Origin of the sequence: Bacteroides sp. ET489, assembly GCF_030518095.1 — a bacterium.
GTDB lineage: Bacteria > Bacteroidota > Bacteroidia > Bacteroidales > Bacteroidaceae > Bacteroides > Bacteroides ndongoniae.
Map to the genome: position 1 here is coordinate 95,503 of NZ_JAULLJ010000005.1, position 22,830 is coordinate 118,332.

Here is a 22,830-nt window from a genome sequence, read left to right on the forward strand (position 1 = left end):
TTGCTTATGGTATTGTTGGCTGTGAATTTTGACAATCTGCACCAGATTCTGCAAAGTCTGTACACGGACATGATGCCGCTCTGTTCGCAGATGACCGGCGTGGCCAAGGGCCTTGCCGGATTGGGAGCCCTCTTTTATGTGGCGTACCGTGTCTGGCAGTCGCTGGCCAGGGCCGAACCCATTGACGTGTTCCCCCTGCTGCGCCCGTTTGCTCTGGGTATCTGCATCATGTTTTTCCCGACCATCGTGCTGGGTACGCTCAACAGCATCCTGTCACCCGTCGTGACCGGAACGCACAAGATTCTGGAGACGCAGACCTTCGACATGAACGAGTACCGGGAGCAGAAGGACAAGCTGGAGATTGAGGCGATGCGGAGGAATCCCGAGACGGCCTACCTGGTGGACAAGGAGGCTTTTGACAACAAGCTGGACGAGTTGGGAGCCCTGGACGCCATCGAGGCGTGCGGCATGTACGTGGACCGTGCCATGTACAACATGAAGAAGGCGGTGCAGAACTTTTTCCGCGAGCTGCTGGAACTGATGTTCAATGCCGCTGCACTGGTGGTGGATACGCTCAGGACCTTCTTCCTGATTGTCCTTTCCATACTCGGGCCCATCTCCTTTGCCATTTCGTGCTGGGACGGTTTCCAGGCTTCGCTCAGCCAGTGGTTTGTCCGCTATATCAGCATCTATCTGTGGCTGCCCGTCTCTGACCTTTTCAGCAGTGTGCTGGCCCGCATACAGACTCTGATGCTTCAGAAGGACATCGAGCAGCTGTCTGACCCCAACTTCATTCCGGACAGTTCCAATGCCGTGTATATCACGTTCCTTATCATCGGCATCATCGGGTATTTCACCATCCCGACCGTGGCGAACTGGATCGTGCAGGCCGGAGGAGGTGCCGGGAACTACGGAAAGAACGTGAACCAGACGGCTTCCAAGGCCGGGTCCATCGTGGGAGGCGCCACCGGTGCCGCCGTGGGCAACGTGACCGGAAGACTGTTCAAGTAATCAAGTAATGACAATCAAAAAAACTGAAAGACAATGGAATTCAAATCACTGAAAAATATCGAGACCAGCTTCCGGCACCTGCGCCTGTTCGGAATCGTCTATCTGGGTGTCTGCACCCTGCTTGTGGGCTATTCCGTGTGGAAGGCGTACAGCTTTGCCGAAGCCCAGCGCCAGAAAATCTATGTGCTGGACGAGGGAAAGTCGCTCATGCTCGCCCTCTCGCAGGACCTGGAGCAGAACCGCCCCGTAGAGGCAAGGGAGCATGTCAGACGCTTCCACGAGTTGTTCTTCACGCTGGCCCCCGATAAGAGTGCCATCGAGGGGAATGTGCAGCGTGCCATGTTCCTGAGCGACCGTTCCGCCTATTCCCATTACGGTGATCTGGCCGAACAGGGCTACTACAATAGAATCATTTCGGGCAATGTCAGCCAGCGTATCGAGATAGACAGCGTGAAGTGCGACTTCAACACCTATCCGTATGATGTCATGACATACGCACGCCTTTTCATCATCCGTGAGAAGAGCGTGACGGAACGCAGCCTTGTCACGCATGGCAGGCTGCGGAACTCCACCCGCAGTGACAACAATCCGCACGGGTTCATCCTGGAAGGGTTCCGCGTGTTGGAGAACAGGGATATCAGAATGTATGACAGATAAAAACAAGGTATGTATGAGAAAGATGTATGTAAAAATCAAGGATTTTATCGGGGGCAGGCTGCGCGGCCTTTGTGACAGGCTCACACCCCGTCAGAGGGCAATCGCCGTCATCGTGATGGCTTCCCTTTTCGCGCTGGTCAATTTCTACATGATTTTCCGGGCGGTTTATGACATCGGGCGGGAGGACATTCGGCAGGACGTCATCAGGATTACTCCGCTTGAGGTTCCCGACTTTGTGCCGGCGGATACCCTTTCCGACGTGAAAATCCGTGAGATGGAAGAGTTTTTTAACCAGTTCAACAGGTAAGGTTATGAGTACGGATGCAGAAAAATTGAAACAGAAGCAGAAAATCAGGAAATATCTGGTTTTCACCGGCATGTTCCTGCTGTTCCTCGGGTGTATGTGGCTGATTTTCGCCCCGACCGAGAAAGACAGGCAAGAGGCGGAAAAGAAAACGGGCTTCAATGCCGAACTTCCCGACCCGAGGGGTACGGGTATCGAGGCGGACAAGATGGCTGCCTATGAGCAGGCGGACATGGTTCGCCGGCAGGAGGAGAAGAAGCGTACGCTGGCCGACTTCTCCGCCCTGGCCGATGGACACAGACAGGAGAATGTCCCGGAAACAGAACCGGCACAGGAAATTGGAAGTGAAAATGAAAGCCGTGCGTACCGTTCCGTGGGAAACGGCAGGACGGGAGCTTTCGCCTCTTCCGCCTCGGCCTACAACGACATCAACGCCACGCTTGGCAGCTTTTACGAGAGTCCGGAGGAAGACCCGGAAAAGGAAGCGCTGAAAGCAGAGGTGGAACAGCTCCGCCAGGCTGCCGCAACGCAGACGGCCGGACCGAGCTACGAGGAGCAGGTGGCCCTGCTGGAGAAGTCCTATGAGCTTGCCGCCAAATATATGCCTTCGGGCGGCAGTACGGGAACAGTGGAGAGTCAGGAGACGGAAAACCCCTCAAGGGAGAGGAAGGCGAAAGCCGTTCCCGTCGGGTTGGTTTCCTCTCCGGTCGTGTCGTCCCTTCCTCAGCCTCTTGCCGATTCGATGCAGTTCGCGAGACTGCTTTCCGGTGCGGATGCCGGCTTCCATACGGCTGTGGGCAGTGCCGGGACACAGAGGACGAAGAATACCATACGGGCCTGTGTGCATGGCGACCAGACCGTCATCAGCGGACAAAGCGTGCGTCTCAGGCTGCTGGAGGCCATGCGTGTGGGAAGATACGTGCTTCCCCGCAATACCCTGCTGACCGGTGAGGGACGTATCCAGGGCGAGCGGCTTGGCATTGAAATCCTGCAGGTCGAATATGACGGCAATGTCATTCCCGTGGAACTGACCGTGCTGGACAGTGACGGACAGGACGGGATATTCATTCCCGGTTCGACGGAAGCGAATGCGGTAAGGGAAGTGGCCGCCAACATGGGACAGAATCTCGGCACGACCATCTCCATCACCAACCAGTCGGCAGGCGACCAGCTCCTCTCCGAGCTTGGACGGGGGGCCATACAGGGCGTGTCGCAGTACATTTCCAAGAAGATGCGCGAGGAGAAGGTGCATCTCAAATCAGGCTACGGACTGATGCTTTATCAGAACAACAATCAATAACCCATTAAAACAGTAAAGACATGAAAAAGATTCTTTTGATGCTTGCCCTCGCAGGCGGCGTTGCAAGTGCACATGCACAGTCGGCTGATACCACGGCCGTAAATGATTTGACCCTGAAAGCGGATATCTATCCGCAGCAGGAGGACGGCGACCTCTATCACGGGCTGTCCAGAAAGCTCACCTTTGACCGGATGATTCCGCCATACGGGCTGGAAGTGACGTATGACAAGACGACCCATATCATCTTTCCCGCGGCTGTCCGTTACGTGGATCTCGGTTCTCCGAATCTGATTGCGGGCAAGGCGGACGGTTCAGAGAATGTAATCAGGGTAAAGGCTACGAGAAAGAATTTCCGTGAGGAGACCAACATGTCGGTGATTACCGAAAGCGGAAGTTTCTACACCTTCAATGTGAAGTATGCCGACGAGCCCCTGCTGCTCAACATTGAGATGGCCGATTTCATCCATGACGGCAGCGAGGTGAACCGCCCGAACAATGCCCTTGACATCTACCTGAAGGAACTCGGCAGCGAGTCGCCCAAGCTGGTACATCTTATTGCCAAGGCCATCCACAAGGATAACAGACGCCACATCAAGCATATCGGAAGCAAGGCGTTCGGCATCCAGTACCTGCTGCGCGGGCTCTATACCCACAACGGGCTGCTCTATTTCCATACCCAGGTGAAGAACACGTCGAACGTGCCTTATGAGGTGGATTTCGTGACGTTCAAGATTGTGGACAAGAAAGTCCTCAAGCGCACGGCCATCCAGGAGCAGGTGATATTTCCGCTGCGTGCCTACAATTATGCCACGGCTGTTGCCGGAAAGAAGGACGAGCGTACCGTCTTTGTCTTTGACAAGTTCACCATTCCCGCCGACAAGATGCTGGTGGTGGAGATGCACGAGAAGAGCGGAGGCCGTCATCAGAGCTTCACCGTGGAGAGTGAAGATATCGTGAGAGCGAGGGTTATCAATGAACTTAAAGTGAAATGACCATGAAGAAGTATCTGTTTCTTTTTGCCGTATGCGTATCGCTTGCCCTGTCATCGGGGCAGGCATACGCCCAGCGTTACCTTCCCGGAATGAAGGGTGTGGAACTCAGGGGAGGCTTTGCCGGAAGCCTGCAATCTCCAGTTGACTGGTACACGGGGTTTGCCGTGTCGGGCTATACGAAAAGGGCTAATCATTGGGTGGCTGGCGTGGAATACCTGCTGAAGAACTACGGCTATCGCGGGACTTCCGTCCCACGGGCCCAGTTTACGGCTGAGGGCGGTTATTACCTGAAGTTCCTGTCCGACCCGGCGAAGATATTCTTCCTCTCTGTCGGCGGTTCCGCCCTGGTGGGATATGAGACGTTGAACTGGGGAGAAAAGGTTCTGTATGACGGTTCCATGCTTTCCCACCGGGATGCCTTCGTCTATGGCGGAGCCCTGACGCTGGAGCTGGAAAGCTATGTGACGGATCGTATCGTGCTGCTTGCCCATGTGCGTGAACGTGTGCTATGGGGAAGTTCGCTGGGAAAGTTCACGACACAGTTCGGGCTTGGAGTCCGTTTCATCATCAATTAGACGCCTATGGATATAGAGATGATCAGAGGCATTCCCATTGAGGAATTCCTGTCCCGTCTGGGACATGAGCCGGTCAGACGGCACGGCGACGAATGCTGGTATCTCTCCCCGTGCCGTGAGGAAAGGACACCTTCGTTCCATGTGAACACCCGTAAGGGTGTATGGCACGACTTCGGTACCGGGCATGGAGGCGACATCTTCACCCTTGCGGGAGAACTTTCGGGATGTGACGGCTTCATGGCTCAGGCGAGGTTTATCGCCGGAGTATATGGAGGCACAATACCTGAATATGCCGGACAGAAAAGAGAAAAGGAAAGTGTCAGGACAGAAAAGCGGAAAGAGGCTTCCCGCTTTGAGGAAGTGGTACGGAGTCCCTTGTACTGCAATGTCCTGCTCGGTTATCTGAAGGGACGCGGTATTCCTGCCGAAATTGCCCGTGCAGAGTGCGAGGAAGTACGGTTCCGGCTGTACGGCAAGCGGTATTTTGCCGTCGGCTTCAGGAATATGAGTGGAGGCTATGAGCTACGGAGCAGGTTCATGAAATGGTGTATCCCGCCCAAGGATATTTCCGTTATCCGCAACGGCTCGCTTACCTGCAACCTGTTTGAGGGTTTCATCGATTTCCTTTCGTGGAAGGTACTCGGCATCAGCCGCGGTGAGGACTATCTGGTCCTCAATTCGGTGGCCCTGCTTGAACGCTCGTTCCCTTATCTGGACCATTACGGGAAAATCCGGTGCTACCTGGACAATGACGATGCCGGAAAAAGGACACTGGCCGTCCTTCGGAAACGCTACGGTGACAGGATTGACGATTGTTCCGACCTGTATGCCGGATGCAAGGACCTGAACGAATATCTGGAAAGCAATTTTCCGCCTGAACAGTAATTTTTTTATAAACCGTTAAAACAAGAAATGAATATGAAACCGATTATGAACAAGAAAGGGCTGTTTGCCCTTGTATGCGCCCTGATGGGCATGACCTTCACTATATTGACCTCGTGCAGCGATGACCTTGACGTGCAGCAGTCCTATCCCTTTAAGGTGGAGACGATGCCGGTTCCCAAGCGTATCGTGAAAGGCGAGACCGTGGAAATCCGCTGTGAACTGAAACGGGAAGGACGGTTCTCCGACGCCCGCTATACCATCCGCTATTTCCAGCCGGACGGCGAAGGCAAGCTGCGCATGGACGACGGGATGGTGCTGCAGCCCAACGACCGTTATCCCCTGGACAGGGAAGTGTTCCGCCTTTATTACACCTCCGAGTGTGAGGACCAGCAGAGCATCGACATCTATTTTGAGGACAACAGCGAGCCGGCACAGCTTTTCCAGCTGACCTTCGATTTCAACAATGAGACGGAGGACGAGGATACCGTGGTTACCTCCGGCGGTAAGGAACAGCCTGTCGTCATCGTATCACAATGAACCTGACCTGCCTATGGGAATAAGAGCAAAATTGTTTGCGGCGTTTTTCGCCATCGCCTGCTTCGGGAGCATACCGTTGCGGGCGGAGAATCCGGTAAGGGAGAAACAGGACAGGTTCAGTCTTGCGGTCGAGTGTATCAAGCGGTTCGAGGGTTGGCATGGAGAAAAAAGACACTGGCCTTATGTCGGGTACGGGCATAAGGTCCTTCCCGGGGAAAGGCTGACCAATGACATTACTAAAGAACAGGGGGATTCAATTCTGAGAGCGGATTTACGTAAGCTGTGCCGTATGTTCAGTTATCTGGGACGTGATTCATTGATCGCCGCTGTTTTGAGCTATAATGTGGGGGCATACCGTCTGAAAGGTTACGGCAAAATGCCCAAAAGCAAATTGTTGAAGAAGCTGGAGACCGGAGACCGGAATATCTATAAGGAGTATGTTTCCTTCCGGTGTTATAAAGGCAAGGTAGTACCGAGCATTGAACGGAGAAGGAAGGTGGAATATATGCTGCTCTTTGAAGAGTAAAAGAAAAGGGAGAATCTGACGGCATATTACCGTCAGATTCTCCCTTTCTTACATCTTGTTTTTCTAAATAGCAGTTGCGATTAGTTTGAGTTAACTTACCAGAACGGCATCCTGTATTTCCACCTCTGCGGGCAGACGGGAAAGCAGGAGTTCCGCCATGGCTCCGTTCTGCGGAATCAGTGCCGGGAAATCTGTTCTGCCCGGTTTATATATCTCAGTCGCTACGCTATACAAGTCCCAAGCGGTGATCTGTCCCTTTTCGCGGGCCAGTTTCAGCACCTCTTCCGTGAAGATGGAAATCTGGCTCTGGTTCAGCGGGTAGGTTTCAACCGAGGATGACAGGTTCCTGTCCGAACTGTCATGGGAGACACGCAACGCTGTCAGCAGACCGATATACATATACACTTCTTCCAGTGAGACGATTCTGCGTTTCAGCCGCTGAATGCGTGCAATGTCCTCGTTCATGTTCACTTCGAAATTGGCCAGCCATCCGTCCACCGTCTCGAATACACCTTCCGTTGTCACCTTGTTCTTTCCATAGTTGCAGATGCTCCTTTCCGGCGAGAGGATACACTGGTTATGGCATATCTTCACGCACGGGCCGATGGCTGCCTGTATGCCATCCTGATGGTAGGCGATGACCAGCGTAGTTGTCAGCTCATCCGTTTCCCAGTCCTTGATCCGGATGGTCGCGAAGATGCGTCGGAGGATGTGGGCTTCCACTGCCTTTTCACCGTGTGTCTGCTCTACCTGCGGGAGAATGCTCACCCCCGGCTGTGTCTTGTTTCTGTTCTGGGCCGCGAAGATTTCCTCTACCTCGTAATCGAGATTATACTTCTCGCAAATGCCCATCATACGCTGCAGGACCTGATAGTGATAGATGCCCTGGACAGGCTTGCCGTAGATATCATTCTCCTTGTAGGTACGCTGGAGAGTTTCAAGGTTCATTACTTCGATCCCGTTGTTCTGAAAATCAAACTGCTGTTGCTTTTCCAATACTGCCAATGCTTCCATAATCTTGAATTTTATAAAGTTAATACTATGATTGTCTGTCATTTTTCAGGTATGTATCTGCCATCCGTGGAACGGTTGCAGCGTTACGGCGAAAGAGCGGTCCGGTATGCCGTGATAGAGCAGCCCGCCTACAATGCCGATGCTTCCGTCGGGATAACGCTGTGTGAAACCGAACGAATACGGGGCATGGTCATAGTAGAGCGAAATCTCGCTTGGATGGTCGGGATTGTCTTCCCAGCTCTTCAGTAGGTCCAGACAGTTCTGGAGTGAGGTGTCACCGATGGATTCGGCATAGCGTTTTACATTCTGGAAATGTTCTTCATTCAGGATTTTCATGACTCATTGTATTTTATCTGTTAAACACGTCCGGCTCCGGGAGCCGGTATTTTTTATTTCTCGCCTGCCTGACTGTCCCGTGGCCGTACCCGCAAGGTTTGGCGAAAGAAAATACCGCAGCCATCGGCGAGGATGATTTTCTTTCAGCCAACCCCGCAGGGGCCTGACCTTGTCCGGGTACATTGGACACGGGACTACCTTTGCAGGGAGGGAAATAAAATATACAAGGGGGATTTGCTGTAGTTGTCCGTACATGTTATGGTGATATTCTCTCTGATTTGTTCGTCATTGCCGGAGGAATGGTGTACTTTTGCAAATCCTAATTTGAAAATCATGGAAGATTATATAAAGAAAGCTGCGGATGCTTTCCTTGTGGAGCGTCCGTATGGTATGCGTGTGGATTACCGTAAAGGAGGATACGTGCTGTTCAACCGTAACCTCAATGTGTTGGGCAATAAGGAACGTGCTCGCCTGGAGGAATTGCCTTTGGAGGATTTTGATGTGGACGAGATTCCCTTGGAAGGGGAAATCATAAAGGAACATGCGGGTTTTACCGACGTGTTTTTCTATTCGGATTGTACCAACCCCTATGCAGGGTATGTGCTGGATCTGAAGAAGCTCAAGGTTTACAATCAATATATGTTCCCGTTGGCTATGGTACTGAACATGAAGTTGTAAAGTCCTGATAATAGCGGTAACAGTTGTATAGGATGGCTGTTACCGCTTTGGACCTTATTTTCTGATCTCATTTTCGGAAAGAAATGCAAGATAGTCGGCTACAGCCTTATGACATCCGGTAAAGTCGGGAGTACGGCGGCCTTTGTATTTTCTGAAACTGACGGTTCCGTTCCGGTCGATTGCTGCCACATGTCGGTTGAATGTCCCTTTGGTTCTGATATGGATGTCAAATCCGTCCCTTCCAGTGATTTCAAGAAACATTTCTGCCGTTATTTTCTCACCGCTCAGGAATTTCCTTTTGTTCTCGTCAAGGAGCTGTTGCCATCGGGCTTCTTTCTCCTTTCTTTCCTGCTCTTCTTTTCTTTTCCGTTCCAGACGCTTTTCCTCCTGCCTTTTTGCATATTCCTCACGGGCCTGTACCAAAGGGGTGGAGTCAAGACCGAGGGCATTGAATACATGGACAGACAAGAGGGGGATGATTTTTCCATCTTCCGCATCCTTCAGGGTGTTTTCAATCCAGTTCTTGCAATAGGTCGCCGCTTCTTCCCGGTGCCCCTCCTTGTCAAGGATTCTGCGTGAATACTGTCCGCAGGAAAAATGGACATCATCAATCTTGCAGATTACATGGAAACAGTCTTCACTTTCGTTTCCGTATTCGTTTTTTCTTGCCAGCGAGATGAATACATCCTCCGCATACGGTTCAAGTTCCATGTATGGGGCAACGATGGTGTTGCCGTCAAACTTATATTTCAATACTTTTGCTTTCATATTTCTATTCTGTTTTTCTGTCGGTACATATTTCATCTATTATCTCTTTCTCTTTTCTCTCACCTTTGAGGAAGGCAAGCAGTCGCCCGAAAAAGAACGGGGCATGGTCTGTCCCCAGCTGTGAGCTTTCCCCGTTCCAGGTGGCGCATATTGCAAACCGTCCCAGTCCGAGACTGTCCTGTGGCGGTACGATATGGAATGACAGGTTTCCCGTACCGTTGATATGAAGCCCGCCACGGTAGGTGTAGAAAGTCTTTGCGGCTCTACTGTCCGTATCAATGTCCACCCGGCTGTAACCGTGGCGTTTCAGTTCTCTGATGATTTCCCTGTTTGTCATAATTGTATCTGTCTGATTGGATTTGAAATGTTCTGGTGTACTGTTCCCGTATTTGGGGATATGCCGTGTTCTGACACCCACTTCCGGTATGCCGTGGCATATTCCTGCCTTTCCCGTTCCAGACTGCTTTCCGTCTCCGGAGTATATCCGAGCAGGCGTATGTATCCGCCGTTGCAGCCTGTCAGTTCGCAGTGCATTCCGGCTGCCTCCAGTTTTCCGATGCGTTTCTGTGCCGTCTTCGCGCTTGAATACTCCTTGGGCCAGAAATAATGTTCTCCCTGTGAGCCGTAAAAGTCTTCTCCGAGTATCATTTCCCCGATATGCTTCCGGCTCTCGATGAAGCCGAAACGCGCCTTGCCCAGTGCCTGTCGCATAGCCTTGTGTGCAGGTCCTTCAGGATACCTGAACACTTCAGGAGTGTCTTTTCCCGTAATCTTCGGCAGTTCCATCCGGTACGGCTGTCTGTAGCTGCCGATTCCGAGCGTGAGGTAGAAGTTGGTGTGGAAATAGTCGGTCATGGGGTCGCTTTCATCGAAATTGTATGACATCACAAAATCCCTGACGTTTGTCATCACCTCCTTGGCCCGGTCGGTCAGACTGTCCGATGCCTGGATGTTGTAGTGGTTGATGTCTCCCTGTACCTTGCCGGATTCTCTGGTGAAAGCCTCGAAGTCCGCTTTCATCAGCCGGATAAGGATTGAGTTGTATCCGTCCCTGCGGACCGAGAAGGTGTATCTCGGATAGGTCTCCTTGAGCCATGTCCTGACCAGTTCCGTGATTTCCGGTGCGGACTGCCCGTTGTAGTTGCGCCCTTTCCAGCGGTATTCATTGTACACGTATTCGGTGTATTCCTTTGCGGTGGCACCCTGAAAGTCGTGTTCGTAGCCTGTCGGGGCTGTGGAAACGCAGGGCTTGTCTTTCCAGACCTCGAACAGCTTTCCGAATTCGGTGTTCACCTGCTGCATGAGGGCAGTGTCACCACCCTTGTCCGGGTGGTGAAGCATTGCCAGACGGCGGTATTCCTTTTTCAGGTCCGCCAGTGATTGTATGTTCTGAAAATAAGTCATAGTTGTAGATATTAAAGTCCTGCAAGACGGTTGATGAAATATATCTGCCAGTCCTGGTCGAGTCCGAGGTTGCTGCACGCGATTTCGAAGTCTTCGCCTCTCAGGTCGTTGTCTGCCTGAAGTTCCTGCAGGTTCCTTATCTCGTCGTCCAAATATTCCTGTGCCTCTTCCTTGCCGCAACTGCATGAGTTGCAGATCAGGTCAATGATATTCCGTGCCATAGCCGTTGTCTTTAGTTATTTGTCAGGTATATGTTCCTCTTCTCGTCATAGTTTTTGCCGTTCCACCATTCGTCGGCGGCCTCGGAGAATGTCTGTCCGGAATTGGCTGAAGGGAAATCGGATGTCTTGAATCCGGTCAGGTATTCAAGATTATCGGTGCTGTTGGATTTCCACCATTCCTGCATCTTTTCCAGAAAGGATTGTTTGGAGCAGGTCTCCACATTGTCCTCACACCGGGAACACCAGATGTCATCGTCCACGTCACTGTGGTATTCATTCGTGTTTACATCCACCCATGCCTGGATTTCAATCTCCGTTGAACCGCAATCATTGCACACCTTGATTTCGGAATCGTCCGGGTGTTTGCGTCTGGCTTTGCCGTCATACAGGCTGACGGCCCGTTCCACCAGCTTTTCCCTGTAACGGTCCGTCAGTTCCGCATAGAACCGTTCAGCGGCTCCGAATATTCCCTTGTCCGTCATCAGAGACCATTTTTCCCAAAAGTGTGGGTGCATTTCCTTGAATACTGTCCTGCACTCTTCCTCGCACCAGGCATTCCACATATAGTAGAAGAAGCTGGAGACTGCATTTTCCGCTTGATATTTCATAATGTTGTTTTTATTTAAGGTTATACATCCTTGCAAAATGGCTGTTCACTTCAGGGATCCTTTTCTTGTAATAGGGTTGGTTGTCCCTGCACCAGTCCGCCAGTTCCTGTTTGTTCCTGAAAGGTTCCCTCCAGCTTTGCCCGCTCATGATCATTTCCACCTGCGGGGCCAGTTCCCTGATGAACGCTCCGACAGTCCATCCTTCCCAGACGTATCTGTCCATATTGATTTTTGTTGCCATATTGTCTTTCGTTTCAAGAGTTTCCTTTTGTATTTTCAAGTTGAAGCCTTACTGCTTCGTACATTTGATTAAGCCAATCAATGTTGCTGGCTCCGAGTTCGAAAGGACTCTGACAGAAAACCTCTTCCATACTGTCCTTTATTGTTGCCAACACGGTAATGTGCTTGTCAGTAACCTCAATTCCTGTAACATAACACTCGTATGGTTCTGCATTATCGTCAAACCAGATAATCCATACAGGGTCTTTTTCGTTGTCGGTAAACGTGATTTTTTTCAGGCCGTGCGCATCGAGCAGTTGCCTGATGGCTTCGATTATGTCCTTTCTCAGTTCTTCAATCCTGTCGCTGAAACACATGGACGTGTATCTGACCTTGCCTTTGCCAACCCGTTCCCTGAAAGAAAGGATCTGCATGTCAGGGTGACTGCCGAATCTCCAGTCTGTCACCTCGTCATCATCGCGGGTAGTGTGGATGTTTCCGCCCAATACCAGACCGCAGTCTTCTGTTACAATTCTTTCCGCCTCGTCGCGGTCTTCCGCAACGACCTTGTAGGTACCCTCGAAGGCGTACCTTACTCTTACTTCGTACTTTGCCATAATTCCTATGATTTGGTTAATGATTTCTATTGTTGATTCTTATTCTTGGTTCTCGAACGATTCCGGTGACAACCGGTACAGTTCAGCCAGGTTCAGTTTGGCCATCGGGTATTCCACCCATCCGCTTTTGCGTCTGTATCCCGTATCTTCGGCAAGGCTGTTCCTTATGAGGAATTCCATCGCTTCCGGATTGTTGTTTATGTCAATGAATGCCTGGTCGGGAATCCCGAATGCCGGGGAGTCTTCCAGATTGACGGTAAGTACCGTGTATAGTTCCCCGTTGTCCGGTGATTCCAGACTCAGAACCGGCCATCCGTTCGGGTAGAAGCCGGTGACAAGCCTGAATTCCTTTCCATGATATCGGAATGTCTTTTCTGAACGGTCTTTTCCGGATTCCTGAATTTTGAAGTCGTCTTCTCCTTCAGTGAATGTCCTCACCGGGCAGGACACATCGTAATGGCAGCCGTCTTCGTGTCCGCACAGGTATTCTTTTCCCTTGAATAGGATGATTGCATATTTCTTTTCCATGATTTGATATCTTTAAGTGACCATACTTGATTTATGAAGCAACAAGACCTATCTTTTCTCCGAAGAAGGAATCGCATACCCCGTACACATGCTTGATGGAGCATTCATATTTTGAGTTCTCGCTGTCAAGACGGAAGCGGAATCCGTGATAGTCCCTGACTTCCAGTTTCAGTCTGACATCTTTCAGGAGTTCCATTTCCAGGAGACTTCCACCGCCGTACATGGAGCTGAAGATGCCGCAGCAGTTGCCTTTGGGAATAATGACTTCCCCAAGCGAGAATCCGGCATCATAAAGTTCCTGCAGATTTACCTTGCCGATATAGGTCAGCAGGTTGGCACCGCAGCAGGAGTTGATGAGTTCATGGTAGAACTGTTCATAGGATACCTGTTCCTTGCCGTCCCTGTATTTTTTGTTGGGGAACCGGCCAAATACCGTGTAGCCTTTCTCCACCAGCATTTTCTTCACTTTGGCTGGATTGAGGTTCAGCGCGTCTATCATATCCCCGAAATAGGATTCCTTGTACCGGTATCCTTCCTGCGATTCCAGCCAGTTGGAATTGATGCAGTCGTAGTTTGACAGCATCTCGACACGCACGGGGATGTCATCCGTGTTTTTGAGAAGTTCTTTCAGCATGTCAGAGTCGTTTCTGTCATAGATTTCTTCCCTGATTTCGTCTTCGTGTTCTTGAAAGAACTTGTCCACTTCCTCTTCCCCGAAATCATGGAAACGGATACATTCATCCTTCAGCTTTGAGACGATTTCACGGACAGCTTCCCATTCGGCGTCACCGTACCATTCGTCCACTTTCTCCCACAGACTTTCACAGCTCCTTTCTTCCAGACACTTCTGGATGGTGTCACGGCAGTTGTCGAGATTGTCGTTGTAGTCCACCCATACCAGCGTGTAGGACTTGTCCATGAGCGATTTCACGAATTCCATTGTCAGTCTTTCCTGTTCTTCCATTTCTGTTACCTGTGTACGGCAGGATTCTGTTTCCCGTACATGTCGTTTATAAATGAGAAGAGCGACCTTTCGGCCGCTCCCTTGTCATTCGTTCTCTTCCTTGAGCCTTTCATATTTCTCTGTTTCCATTTCCGTCTCGCCGTCGAAGTGGAAATGTGCCATATGACCGTATCCGGTTTTAGGCTCACCGCCGCATTTGTGCAGTGCGGTGTCTATTTCCCAGTCGGTATCACCGATGCCGAGGGATATGTATGTCCCTCTGAGCATACACCCGGCCAGCCTCAGTGCGGCATCCTTCCTTTTTTCCCGGCGGAGCCTGTCAAATGCCGCGAGCGCGATTTCCCGGTTGGGTATTTTTATCGTAGTTTCCATATCGTTTCATTTTCAGTTTGCCGTTTCCTTGTCTTTCCCGCTGTCTTTTGCTGCCAGGACACCGAAAGGCAGATCGAGTATCCTGTGGTTAAAACATAGCGTTGAATTGTAGTCCGTGCGTTGCCAGAGGGTAAAATGGTCTCCGGCGAACGACCATCTGAAATAGCCTGACAGTGAGCCGAACTGCGGATTGACATTCCTGATTATGAGGAAGCGGTTCACGTCCACGATGTGTCCCGCCGTCAGTAGTATGTTCAGTATTTCCACGAATGCCAGCTGCGAGTATGGGTCGATAGGCATTACAGGTCCTTTGAAGTTGATTTCCATATCTTTTGTCTTTTAGTCATAATTGTCATCAAATATTTCGTAACGGAATGGAAGCATGTCGCAGTAGTAGCTTGATACGCCCGTGTATATCAGGGCATCTTCTCCCGTGTCCGCGTCTTCTTCCGTTTCCGTGACGGTATCCCCGTACAGGTCATGGTAGTGTGATACCATCATGTGCGGGTCATCCGTGGTGATGTCATATCCGTAACTTCTGCTCCAGCTTATGAAAAACTCCGTTTCTTCCTCTTCGAGCCTTTCAAGGGCATCCCTGATCTCGAAGAAGTTGGGACAGAGCCATTCACGGCTGATCAGTGTGTCCGGAATGTTTTCCCATTTCGGATACCGGTATTCCGGTTCCTTTTCCCCGGGAAACAGGTCGGAACAGGCACTCAGGAACTCGCCCATGTCGCTGTAGTCGGACAGGTGCAGCCAGTAGTCCCTGTAATCCTTTATGTCAATGAGATGCTGTGTGGTCACGGCAATCTCTGCATTGTTCAGATCCATATTACTTGTCTTTTATGTATGTGGATGCCGGGGATTCCATTCCACCGACCTCGACAAGGTGCCGTGTCCCGGCTGTGCAGGGTTTTTCGGGAAAATACCGCAGCTCCGCGAGGATGATTTTCCTGAAAACCGCCTGCGGCCTGACCTTGCTCAGCCGATGGGGACGCGGCTTACCTTTGTCGGTGGGAATGGAACTCCCGGTCTTCTTCATACGGTTCATATTTATTCTGTTATGCGCTGGCTTCCCCAGCTGATGTGTATTTTGCCTTCACTGTCCTGCGTGCGGATGAGCAGGCTGTCGATGACAGACATTGTGATGTCGAACTCCTCGAAGATTTCTGACTGTTCTTTGACCTCACCGGTCTTGATGAATTCGTTCAGACGCTCCTTGGTCAGTACCAGTGCCATCAGGTTCTGTTCGACCGAATCTTCGTAGGTGACGTAGTGGACATCCTTCATTTCTTTGGAATCGAGACGGATGAAACGGAAGTAGAACTGTTCCATACGGGGGATGTTCCACTGCAGGGATTCCAGTATCACGTCGTTGCAGGTAGGTATGTTCACGGAGCTGCTCAGGCTCTGCTGTGTGCATATCAGAATGCCGTTGATGGTGGAGTCGAATTCGGTCACGATGCTCTGTCGTTTCTTGAAGGCTACATCTCCCTTGACCACAAATACAGGTCTGTCGGGAAAATGTTCCCGGATATAGCTCTCGTAGAGGTCGAAGGCCGCCAATGTGGTACATCCGATGGCAACCTTACCCGGTATTGTCCTTATGAGCCTTTCAATATAGCGGGTCTTGGAAGGATAACTGTCACCGTAGTATCCCTCTATCAGGTGAGGTACCGAACAGGCTTTGATAAGCAGCTTGATCTGCCTCATGAGTCTCAGTCCTGCATCCTTTTTCGTGTCTCCCGTGCTGTTGTAGTACAGCTCACAGATGCGGCAGAATTCCTCGATGATGACACGGTATACCTCGTGTTCTCCTTCCGAGGGACGGACGGTATGTGTCCGTATCCGGTATTTCTCTCCTGCGAAGTCCCTGAATTTACGGGTGATGACCGTCTTGCCGATAAGTTCGGAGAGTTCGTCCTTGTTGTACACGTCCTGGTTCTGTTTCTCGATGCCGAATACAGTGGCTTTCCCCGGACAGTGGCAGGCACGGAAAAGGACATGCCCCCTGAAGGCGGGGAACGGTGTTCCGTAATCCGGGTTGTTCTCTTCCTCTATCTCGTGGTCCCTGTTTTCGTGGTAGACCTGCGGGCTCCAGCATATCATGTTTACGGAGTTGTTGTAGAGTAGTTCGAACTGGCTGTACAGTTCCGCGATGTTGTTGCGGGTGGTTGTTCCCGTGTCGAGGATCTTGTACCTGAGCCTCCTGAATATGCACAGGATGTTTCTTGTACGCTGCGATGTGGGATTGGTGATTTCGTCCGACTCGTCGAAGACAAGGCACAGCTTGCCGGAAGTGCGTTTCACGAAATGCATCAGTCCTCTTTTCAGTTTCCGGAGCATGGAGGTGGAGACGACAAGGAATGTCCCTTCCGGTATGTTGTTGAGGTCGCCGGCGGTCTGTATTGTACGGAAGCGTTCCTTGTTTATGGTAAGGAACGGTATCCAGGTCATGTTGGTGGCGATGGCCGGGGCAAGTATGATGACGTTCTTTGCCTTTCTGAACTTGAGCAGGTATTTCGCCCTGTGATAGACGGCGGCAGTCTTGCCTGAACCCTGCTGCCAGTTCAGCAGGGCGTAGCGTTTCTGCAACACGAGGTTCAGGTCGTGTTTCTGCAAGTCCGTGAATTCGCAGACTTCACCGTCCTTGTTGATGAATGTGGTGCGGTCCAGGTATTCCTTCAGGCCGGCATCTTCCCGCATTTCCGCAAACTGGAGATTCTGGGTCTCGTATTGCCTCTGTTTGCGCCGTATCAGTTTACTGGCGGCACGGATCTGCCGCATGTTCTTTTCTGTGACGTTTTCCGGCATCGGGAGTTCGGCCCTTCCGAGTATGAGGTCGTTGATGCCTGCGGCCTTGTGCGTGACCTTGTCAAGCAGACGCGGGGCATATTGCTTCAGCTTGAAGCCGTAGGATGTCTTCACTAATGCCACTTCCTTGCGCGGCACCACGTTCTGCGAGGTGATGTACCTGCGGATGATGCCGAGAACCTTGCCGGTGGTCAGTTTCTTGCGTTCCCATTCCTTTATCTGTTCCCGGGTGGCATTTTCCGGCGGTTTCTGGTTGCGGAATTTGGACACCAGCGCCTCCGCCTTTTCGACATGCCTGTTCAGCACGGCATGGGCTTTCAGTTCGTACATGTATTTGGCGAGCCTGTACTCGAACTGTTCCAGCTCTTCTTTGTCTATATGGTTGCACTCCCGCATCAGCTGGAGGCGCAGCCGGTGTTTCATTTTCCGCACTTCGGCTATGCGTTTCTTCAGCTCATCCATGCTGACAAACTCTTCCGCGTTGTAGGGCTGCATTTCAATATGGAGGGAACGGCGGAGGAATACCATGATTTTTGTTGCGAAATTCTGCACGCCCACCGTAGAGAAGGCTGAATGTTCCAGCCTGGTCTGGCCGATGAAGGAGAAATTCGAGTTGATTTTCGCCACGCGTGTCTTTTCCCAGAACTCGTTCTGCATGAAGGAGAGAGGGACGATGACCATCAGGATTCCGGCAGGGTTGAGCACGTCATAAGCCTTGTCCATGTAGAATTCCTGCGACAGCCTGTAATCAAATTTCAGGTTGAAGGGCGGATTTCCGACAATGATGTCGAAACGCTGTTCGGGATTGTACAGCTGTATGTCGCATTTCTCGATATGAGCTTCCGGGTAGAGGTATCTGGCAACGGCCACCGCCTTGCCGTCAATGTCGAATCCGTAGGCATTGTGCAGGTTGGGCAGATGGTTGAAGAAGTTGCCCATGCCGCAGCACATGTCAAGTACCATTTCCGCCGATGTCGGAGAAAGGGTCTCCACCATGCTTCGGCATATGTCGTGCGGGGTGAAGAACTGTCCCATCTCGAATTCCTTCTTGGCCTCGGCGTATTCATGGTAGCTGGTGAAATCCGACTGCCTGAGGTTGTGCAGTCCTCCGATTCCCGTGTAGCAGTTGTAGATGCTTTCCTTCGGAACGAGGTCCTTGCCGGAGTCTATGGCGAAAAGGATTTTCTCGTTGATCTCGGCACGCCTGTCCTGAGGAATCTGTTGGGGTATGATGGCATACATGTCTTTTCTTTTTTAATGGTTGGAAACGAAGACACCCCGCAAGGATGTCTTACGGGGTGTCTGAATAAGTATTTCATGAATCACTCTTCTCTGAGTGTGATTTCATCCAGCCGCAGCCTTCTGTAGCAGTTCTCTGCGGCCTGACTGTCCTTGAAGCGTACGTCGATGCGTCCGTTCTTGTAGAACTTGCTCTGTTCTGCGTTGCTCAGGGTGAGGTTGTACCATTCAGTTATATCCACATCGCGTCTGTCAAGGCCGATGACCATACCGCTTGAACCGTTTATCACGTCATCTGCTCCGTATGCGATACCTTCGCAGAAAATGTCCACCTTCCTTCCGCAGTCATACGAGAACTCGTATTCCCGGTGGTATTCCAGATGGATGCTGTCCCAGGACACGATGTCAGGGAAAGTTATCTTGTCCTTTTTCAGTTCGGGCTTCACTTTGCTCCAGCGGGAAGGCTGTACCGTTTTCAGGAAACGGGCCAGCAGTTCTTCCTCTGCGGTCTCACGGAAACTTTTTCCGCCGAGGTGTTCGATGACCATGTCCACGTAAGTCTGGTAGACCGGACGGAATCCCATGCGCATGGCCTTCTCGTCGATTACAGGAATGGGTACATCTACATTGTAGGTCCTGTTGAAATAGGAAATGATGCGATTCGCGAAATTCGCGTTGGCATTGCAGTTGTTGTCCGCAAGCTCGTTGATGAGGTCAAACGGTTTGAATTCGTTGTGGGTATAGTCATCCTCCCCGCTGTTGTTGAAATAGAAATTCCGTATGGAGACCTTACCGTTATCCTCATACTTGAAGCTCTTGATTTCCCGATACCGTTCCGCTTCTTCCTTGAAGATGTCATACCATCGGTCGATACGGTCAAGTGTCCTGTAGAGCTGGTCCTGCTGTAGCTGGCAATACTGCCGGTCCTGTTCTGTAATCTTGTCCTCGTTCCTTACTTGCACGTTCAGGATACCTGTAAGCAGGTCAGTGTGGCTGCCTGCTGTTCTTGTTGCTGTTGTCTGCATAACTGTATTGTTTTAGAGATTGTCAATTTCGGGTTTGATACGGTAACAGTAGGTGATGTGGCTGTCCATGTCCTTGACCAGTTTGACCTGTTCGGGATGGAAGTTGAGACGCCGTTCCATGGCCGGGGCATCTATCTTGTCCCATTCGTGCTGCGGCAGGAACCGGTTTTCATGTCGGAAACACCAGAGTACGATCTGGTTTTCCCAGTTGCCCTTGAACACAGTCCCTTCATAGTCCTTCAGGAACTGCCGGAAGTTCTCTTCGGTCCTGAAAGCTATGTCGTAGCCCTGGTACAGGTTGCGTGCGTCCGGACCCGTGTCCTTGGTCAAATAATATTGTCTCCATGTTTCCGTGGTGAAATCACCGTAGAGCGGATCAGGTTCGGAATAGGACCATAACGGTACTTTTGCCGTGAATGTGACGGCACCGTTGGCACACGCTCCGCAGTTTCCCCAGTCCTTGAATGCACCTTCCGTCCATCTGACGAATTTCAATTGCTTGGGGTCAATATGGTGGAAGGCCCCTCCGCTGACGCTCAGCCGGATATTGGCGTCCTGCTCCCATACAAAGGGAATATAAGGTTCTTCACAGATGGAAATCCGACCGCTCTCTTCATCATTGTTTTCAATAAGGGCATTGCTGTAATATTTCCCGTATCTGTCCACATAGATGAGTCTGTCACCTATCTGTGGAGTCTTTTCCGAGCGTGTCCTTTCTATCAGTTCCACATAGCCGTTGGCCATATCCACGTCCTGCTGTGTCAGCCAGTGTTCATGATCGTACAGAATGTTCAGTGGTTTGAGTGTTTCCACCGTGTACTTGTTCTTTGTTGCCTGTAACATAACATTTGATTTTTTGTTAGTCCGGCTTCTGGGGCCGGAGTTCCCATAACTACAGGCCTAAAAAGGTCGTGTTCCGTACATGCAAGGCTTCGGGAAAAAATACCGCAAGCCCTCCGGGGCGAGGATGATTTTTTCCACGAACCCGAAGGGCTTGGCCTTGCTTGTACAGGAAGAACACGAATTACCTTTGCCTGTGGTTATGGGGACTCGGCTACGGTATGCTCGTTTTTCCCGAAATGTTTTTATTCCGTAAGATTGCAGCCGTTTATATGGCCTTTTCAGAAAGAAATGTTATCTTTGCAAGTGAGATAAAGAGTTATTTGAAAGCATGAGAAATATGGCGGTTCGGAACAGTCCGGCTTTTTCTTATCCATTGCCCGTTCTCGTGCGAGTTTTATCCAATCTGTTGATAGTCAAATAAAACCTACCTGATTACAACAAATATAGTGAAAGGTGAGAGCAGAAGCAAATGAAAATAAAATTTTCAATTTGATTATGCCGAACCGCCTCCTATCTTATCCAAAGATAGTGAAAGTCGAAAGCAAAAAAATAAGCTTGCTTAATTTTTTTGCTGAGACGCATCCTTCTTATCTAAAAATACGGAATGTTTCCATTCCGTACCTACTTGTCTCATCAGTTTCTCATAACTATGAGAAGTCTATTCTCACAATAATGAGAAGACCATTCTCATAAGTATGAGAAAACTATTCTCACAGTGATGAGAATATATTTTTCCAATATAGAACACAAACGGGAAGTAATATATCCCCAGCCATACCTACCTGGCAAAGCTGCAGATACAAGTGAAGCCAGCCTGGCTAACTCGAAAATATAACGGGCGAAGATTTCACATTATCGAACTATTCACTATTTTTGCGGTGAGAATCATAACTGAACTAAAATATGGCACAAGGATCCCGACAGATACAGACTCAGGCGCAGCAACAGATACAAACGCTGTCGCCACAGCAAATTCTGGTAGTGAAACTGCTCGAACTTCCGGCTGTGGAACTGGAGGATAGGGTGCGTGCCGAACTTCTGGAAAATCCCGCACTGGAAGAAGGAAAGGAAGAGACCTCTAACGACGAATATACCGAAAACTCTGAAAACGGTACTGAAAACGACGAAGGAGATACCAGCTATGACTCGCTGAGCGACTACTTGAACGAAGATGATATCCCCGACTATAAGCTTCAGGAAAACAACCGCACGAAAGGTGAACAACCCGAAGAAATACCTTTCTCGGATGCCACTTCGTTTTATGAAACATTGAAAGAGCAATTAGGAGAGCGCGATCTGACTGAGCACCAACGCGAACTGGCCGAATATCTGATAGGTTCTCTGGATGATGATGGCCTGCTACGCAAGTCATTGGACAGCATCAGCGACGAACTCGCCATCTATTCGGGCATCAATGCCAGCACCGAGGAACTGGAAAAGGCACTGAAAATTATCCAGGACTTCGATCCCGCAGGATTGGGTGCCCGCAACCTGCAAGAATGTCTGCTCATCCAGATACAACGGAAAATTGAGCAACAGCATCCTGCCCCCGACTCCTTATTATATGTCGAGGAAAAAATCATCGCCGAATGTTACGAGGAGTTCACCCGTAAACACTGGGACAAGATACAGCAGAAACTGAACCTTGACGACAGCATATTTCAGCAAGCCGTCAAAGAAATCTGCAAGCTGAACCCACGCCCGGGAGCATCACTGGGCGAAGCCATCGGCAAGAACATGCAGCAAATCATACCCGACTTTATTGTCGACACATACGACGACGGCACCATTAACCTCACGTTGAACAACCGCAACATGCCCGAACTGCGCATGAGCCGCGACTTTACCGAAATGGTTGAAGAACATACCAAGAACAAAGCCAATCAGTCGAAAGAGTCCAAAGAAGCCATGATGTTTCTGAAGCAGAAAATGGATGCAGCCCAGGGATTTATCGACGCTGTCAAACAACGGCAGAATACGCTGATGACTACCATGCAAGCCATTATCGACCTGCAACGTCCCTTCTTTCTTGAAGGCGATGAGTCGCTGCTACGTCCCATGATACTGAAAGACGTGGCCGAACGCACAGGACTGGACATTTCAACCATATCGCGCGTCAGCAACAGCAAATACGTACAGACCAATTATGGTATTTATCCGCTGAAATTCTTCTTCAACGATGGATATACCACCGAGGGAGGCGAAGAAATGTCTGTCCGCGAAATACGCAAGATCTTGAAAGAATGCATCGACAACGAGGACAAAAAGAAGCCCTATACCGACGATGAACTGACTGAAATACTGAAAGAAAAAGGTTACCCGATAGCACGGCGAACAGTAGCCAAATACCGCCAGCAGATGAACATACCTGTGGCACGGTTAAGACGGTAAGT

General features: G+C 50.5%; 29 protein-coding genes. 11 read left to right on the forward strand and 18 right to left on the reverse strand.

Annotated elements, in window-relative coordinates; genetic code table 11:
• The first annotated feature begins 6 nt into the window (after positions 1–6).
• From traJ to Q3C19_RS04435, 9 genes are read left to right on the forward strand one after another with little or no spacing between them, the layout of a single operon-like run.
• Positions 7–1,011, forward strand: coding sequence for a conjugative transposon protein TraJ (traJ, locus tag Q3C19_RS04395; RefSeq protein ID WP_025279141.1), 1,005 nt, complete (start codon positions 7–9; stop codon positions 1,009–1,011).
• Positions 1,012–1,044: 33 nt separating this feature from the next.
• Positions 1,045–1,668 (forward strand): conjugative transposon protein TraK, encoded by a 624-nt coding sequence (traK, locus tag Q3C19_RS04400; protein WP_005801781.1) that lies wholly within the window; start codon positions 1,045–1,047, stop codon positions 1,666–1,668.
• 13 nt (positions 1,669–1,681) lie between these two features.
• Complete coding sequence (locus tag Q3C19_RS04405; protein ID WP_005801780.1) at positions 1,682–1,975, forward strand: TraL conjugative transposon family protein; 294 nt, start codon at positions 1,682–1,684, stop codon at positions 1,973–1,975.
• A 4-nt stretch (positions 1,976–1,979) separates the two neighbouring features.
• Positions 1,980–3,272, forward strand: coding sequence for a conjugative transposon protein TraM (gene traM / locus Q3C19_RS04410; protein ID WP_217304512.1), 1,293 nt, complete (start codon positions 1,980–1,982; stop codon positions 3,270–3,272).
• A gap of 20 nt (positions 3,273–3,292) precedes the next feature.
• The gene (gene traN, locus Q3C19_RS04415) at positions 3,293–4,264 is read left to right on the forward strand and encodes a conjugative transposon protein TraN (RefSeq protein ID WP_217304511.1); all 972 of its coding nucleotides are present in this window, start codon (positions 3,293–3,295) and stop codon (positions 4,262–4,264) included.
• Positions 4,265–4,266: 2 nt separating this feature from the next.
• Positions 4,267–4,839: a conjugal transfer protein TraO gene (locus Q3C19_RS04420; RefSeq protein ID WP_122119898.1), complete on the forward strand. Its 573-nt coding sequence runs from the start codon at positions 4,267–4,269 to the stop codon at positions 4,837–4,839.
• 6 nt (positions 4,840–4,845) lie between these two features.
• On the forward strand, positions 4,846–5,724 hold the full coding sequence (locus Q3C19_RS04425) for a toprim domain-containing protein (RefSeq protein WP_289539885.1): 879 nt from the start codon (positions 4,846–4,848) through the stop codon (positions 5,722–5,724).
• A gap of 45 nt (positions 5,725–5,769) precedes the next feature.
• Positions 5,770–6,261, forward strand: a complete 492-nt coding sequence (locus Q3C19_RS04430; protein ID WP_289539910.1) for a DUF3872 domain-containing protein — start codon at positions 5,770–5,772, stop codon at positions 6,259–6,261.
• 13 nt (positions 6,262–6,274) lie between these two features.
• On the forward strand, positions 6,275–6,787 hold the full coding sequence (locus Q3C19_RS04435) for a glycoside hydrolase (protein ID WP_217304510.1): 513 nt from the start codon (positions 6,275–6,277) through the stop codon (positions 6,785–6,787).
• A 90-nt stretch (positions 6,788–6,877) separates the two neighbouring features.
• On the opposite strand, the gene Q3C19_RS04440 is transcribed toward Q3C19_RS04435, so the two are convergent.
• Positions 6,878–7,801 (reverse strand): hypothetical protein, encoded by a 924-nt coding sequence (locus Q3C19_RS04440; RefSeq protein WP_055300462.1) that lies wholly within the window; start codon positions 7,799–7,801, stop codon positions 6,878–6,880.
• 45 nt (positions 7,802–7,846) lie between these two features.
• A complete protein-coding gene (locus Q3C19_RS04445) occupies positions 7,847–8,137 on the reverse strand; it encodes a DUF4120 family protein (protein WP_289539887.1) in 291 nt (96 codons plus the stop codon).
• Between the two features lie 333 nt (positions 8,138–8,470).
• Between Q3C19_RS04445 and Q3C19_RS04450 the strand changes: the two genes are divergently transcribed.
• Positions 8,471–8,815 carry a hypothetical protein gene (locus tag Q3C19_RS04450; RefSeq protein ID WP_055300461.1) on the forward strand — a complete coding sequence of 115 codons (345 nt, stop codon included), beginning with the start codon at positions 8,471–8,473 and terminating at the stop codon, positions 8,813–8,815.
• A 54-nt stretch (positions 8,816–8,869) separates the two neighbouring features.
• Here the strand turns inward: Q3C19_RS04450 and Q3C19_RS04455 are convergent, their stop codons facing one another.
• The 16 genes from Q3C19_RS04455 to Q3C19_RS04530 all read right to left on the reverse strand — a co-directional run bounded on the left by Q3C19_RS04455 (position 8,870) and on the right by Q3C19_RS04530 (position 20,437).
• Entirely contained in the window at positions 8,870–9,583 is a 714-nt protein-coding gene (locus Q3C19_RS04455; protein WP_055300460.1) for a hypothetical protein, read from the reverse strand.
• A gap of 4 nt (positions 9,584–9,587) precedes the next feature.
• Positions 9,588–9,920, reverse strand: coding sequence for a hypothetical protein (locus Q3C19_RS04460; RefSeq protein WP_055300439.1), 333 nt, complete (start codon positions 9,918–9,920; stop codon positions 9,588–9,590).
• Positions 9,917–10,987 carry an LPD29 domain-containing protein gene (locus Q3C19_RS04465; RefSeq protein ID WP_055300438.1) on the reverse strand — a complete coding sequence of 357 codons (1,071 nt, stop codon included), beginning with the start codon at positions 10,985–10,987 and terminating at the stop codon, positions 9,917–9,919. Before Q3C19_RS04465 ends, Q3C19_RS04460 begins: the two co-directional genes overlap by 4 nt.
• Before the next feature lie 11 nt (positions 10,988–10,998).
• Positions 10,999–11,208: a hypothetical protein gene (locus tag Q3C19_RS04470; protein WP_022460391.1), complete on the reverse strand. Its 210-nt coding sequence runs from the start codon at positions 11,206–11,208 to the stop codon at positions 10,999–11,001.
• Positions 11,209–11,219: 11 nt separating this feature from the next.
• Positions 11,220–11,816, reverse strand: coding sequence for a hypothetical protein (locus tag Q3C19_RS04475; protein ID WP_055300437.1), 597 nt, complete (start codon positions 11,814–11,816; stop codon positions 11,220–11,222).
• 10 nt (positions 11,817–11,826) lie between these two features.
• Entirely contained in the window at positions 11,827–12,057 is a 231-nt protein-coding gene (locus Q3C19_RS04480) for a hypothetical protein (protein ID WP_055300459.1), read from the reverse strand.
• A gap of 13 nt (positions 12,058–12,070) precedes the next feature.
• Complete coding sequence (locus Q3C19_RS04485; RefSeq protein WP_055300436.1) at positions 12,071–12,652, reverse strand: hypothetical protein; 582 nt, start codon at positions 12,650–12,652, stop codon at positions 12,071–12,073.
• Positions 12,653–12,691: 39 nt separating this feature from the next.
• Positions 12,692–13,180 (reverse strand): DUF4313 domain-containing protein, encoded by a 489-nt coding sequence (locus tag Q3C19_RS04490; RefSeq protein WP_055300435.1) that lies wholly within the window; start codon positions 13,178–13,180, stop codon positions 12,692–12,694.
• A gap of 31 nt (positions 13,181–13,211) precedes the next feature.
• Complete coding sequence (locus Q3C19_RS04495) at positions 13,212–14,144, reverse strand: hypothetical protein (RefSeq protein ID WP_055300434.1); 933 nt, start codon at positions 14,142–14,144, stop codon at positions 13,212–13,214.
• A gap of 84 nt (positions 14,145–14,228) precedes the next feature.
• The gene (locus Q3C19_RS04500; RefSeq protein WP_055300433.1) at positions 14,229–14,516 is read right to left on the reverse strand and encodes a hypothetical protein; all 288 of its coding nucleotides are present in this window, start codon (positions 14,514–14,516) and stop codon (positions 14,229–14,231) included.
• A 12-nt stretch (positions 14,517–14,528) separates the two neighbouring features.
• A complete protein-coding gene (locus tag Q3C19_RS04505; protein WP_055300432.1) occupies positions 14,529–14,843 on the reverse strand; it encodes a hypothetical protein in 315 nt (104 codons plus the stop codon).
• 12 nt (positions 14,844–14,855) lie between these two features.
• Positions 14,856–15,347: a hypothetical protein gene (locus Q3C19_RS04510; RefSeq protein ID WP_055300431.1), complete on the reverse strand. Its 492-nt coding sequence runs from the start codon at positions 15,345–15,347 to the stop codon at positions 14,856–14,858.
• Position 15,348: 1 nt separating this feature from the next.
• The gene (locus Q3C19_RS04515; RefSeq protein WP_235847274.1) at positions 15,349–15,567 is read right to left on the reverse strand and encodes a hypothetical protein; all 219 of its coding nucleotides are present in this window, start codon (positions 15,565–15,567) and stop codon (positions 15,349–15,351) included.
• Positions 15,568–15,569: 2 nt separating this feature from the next.
• Complete coding sequence (locus Q3C19_RS04520; RefSeq protein ID WP_055300430.1) at positions 15,570–18,572, reverse strand: N-6 DNA methylase; 3,003 nt, start codon at positions 18,570–18,572, stop codon at positions 15,570–15,572.
• Between the two features lie 80 nt (positions 18,573–18,652).
• On the reverse strand, positions 18,653–19,594 hold the full coding sequence (locus Q3C19_RS04525) for a hypothetical protein (protein ID WP_289539896.1): 942 nt from the start codon (positions 19,592–19,594) through the stop codon (positions 18,653–18,655).
• 12 nt (positions 19,595–19,606) lie between these two features.
• Positions 19,607–20,437 carry a DUF4121 family protein gene (locus Q3C19_RS04530; protein ID WP_055300429.1) on the reverse strand — a complete coding sequence of 277 codons (831 nt, stop codon included), beginning with the start codon at positions 20,435–20,437 and terminating at the stop codon, positions 19,607–19,609.
• A gap of 903 nt (positions 20,438–21,340) precedes the next feature.
• Here Q3C19_RS04530 and rpoN point away from each other — a divergent pair.
• On the forward strand, positions 21,341–22,828 hold the full coding sequence (rpoN, locus tag Q3C19_RS04535; protein ID WP_022162910.1) for an RNA polymerase factor sigma-54: 1,488 nt from the start codon (positions 21,341–21,343) through the stop codon (positions 22,826–22,828).
• The last annotated feature ends 2 nt before the right edge of the window (positions 22,829–22,830 follow it).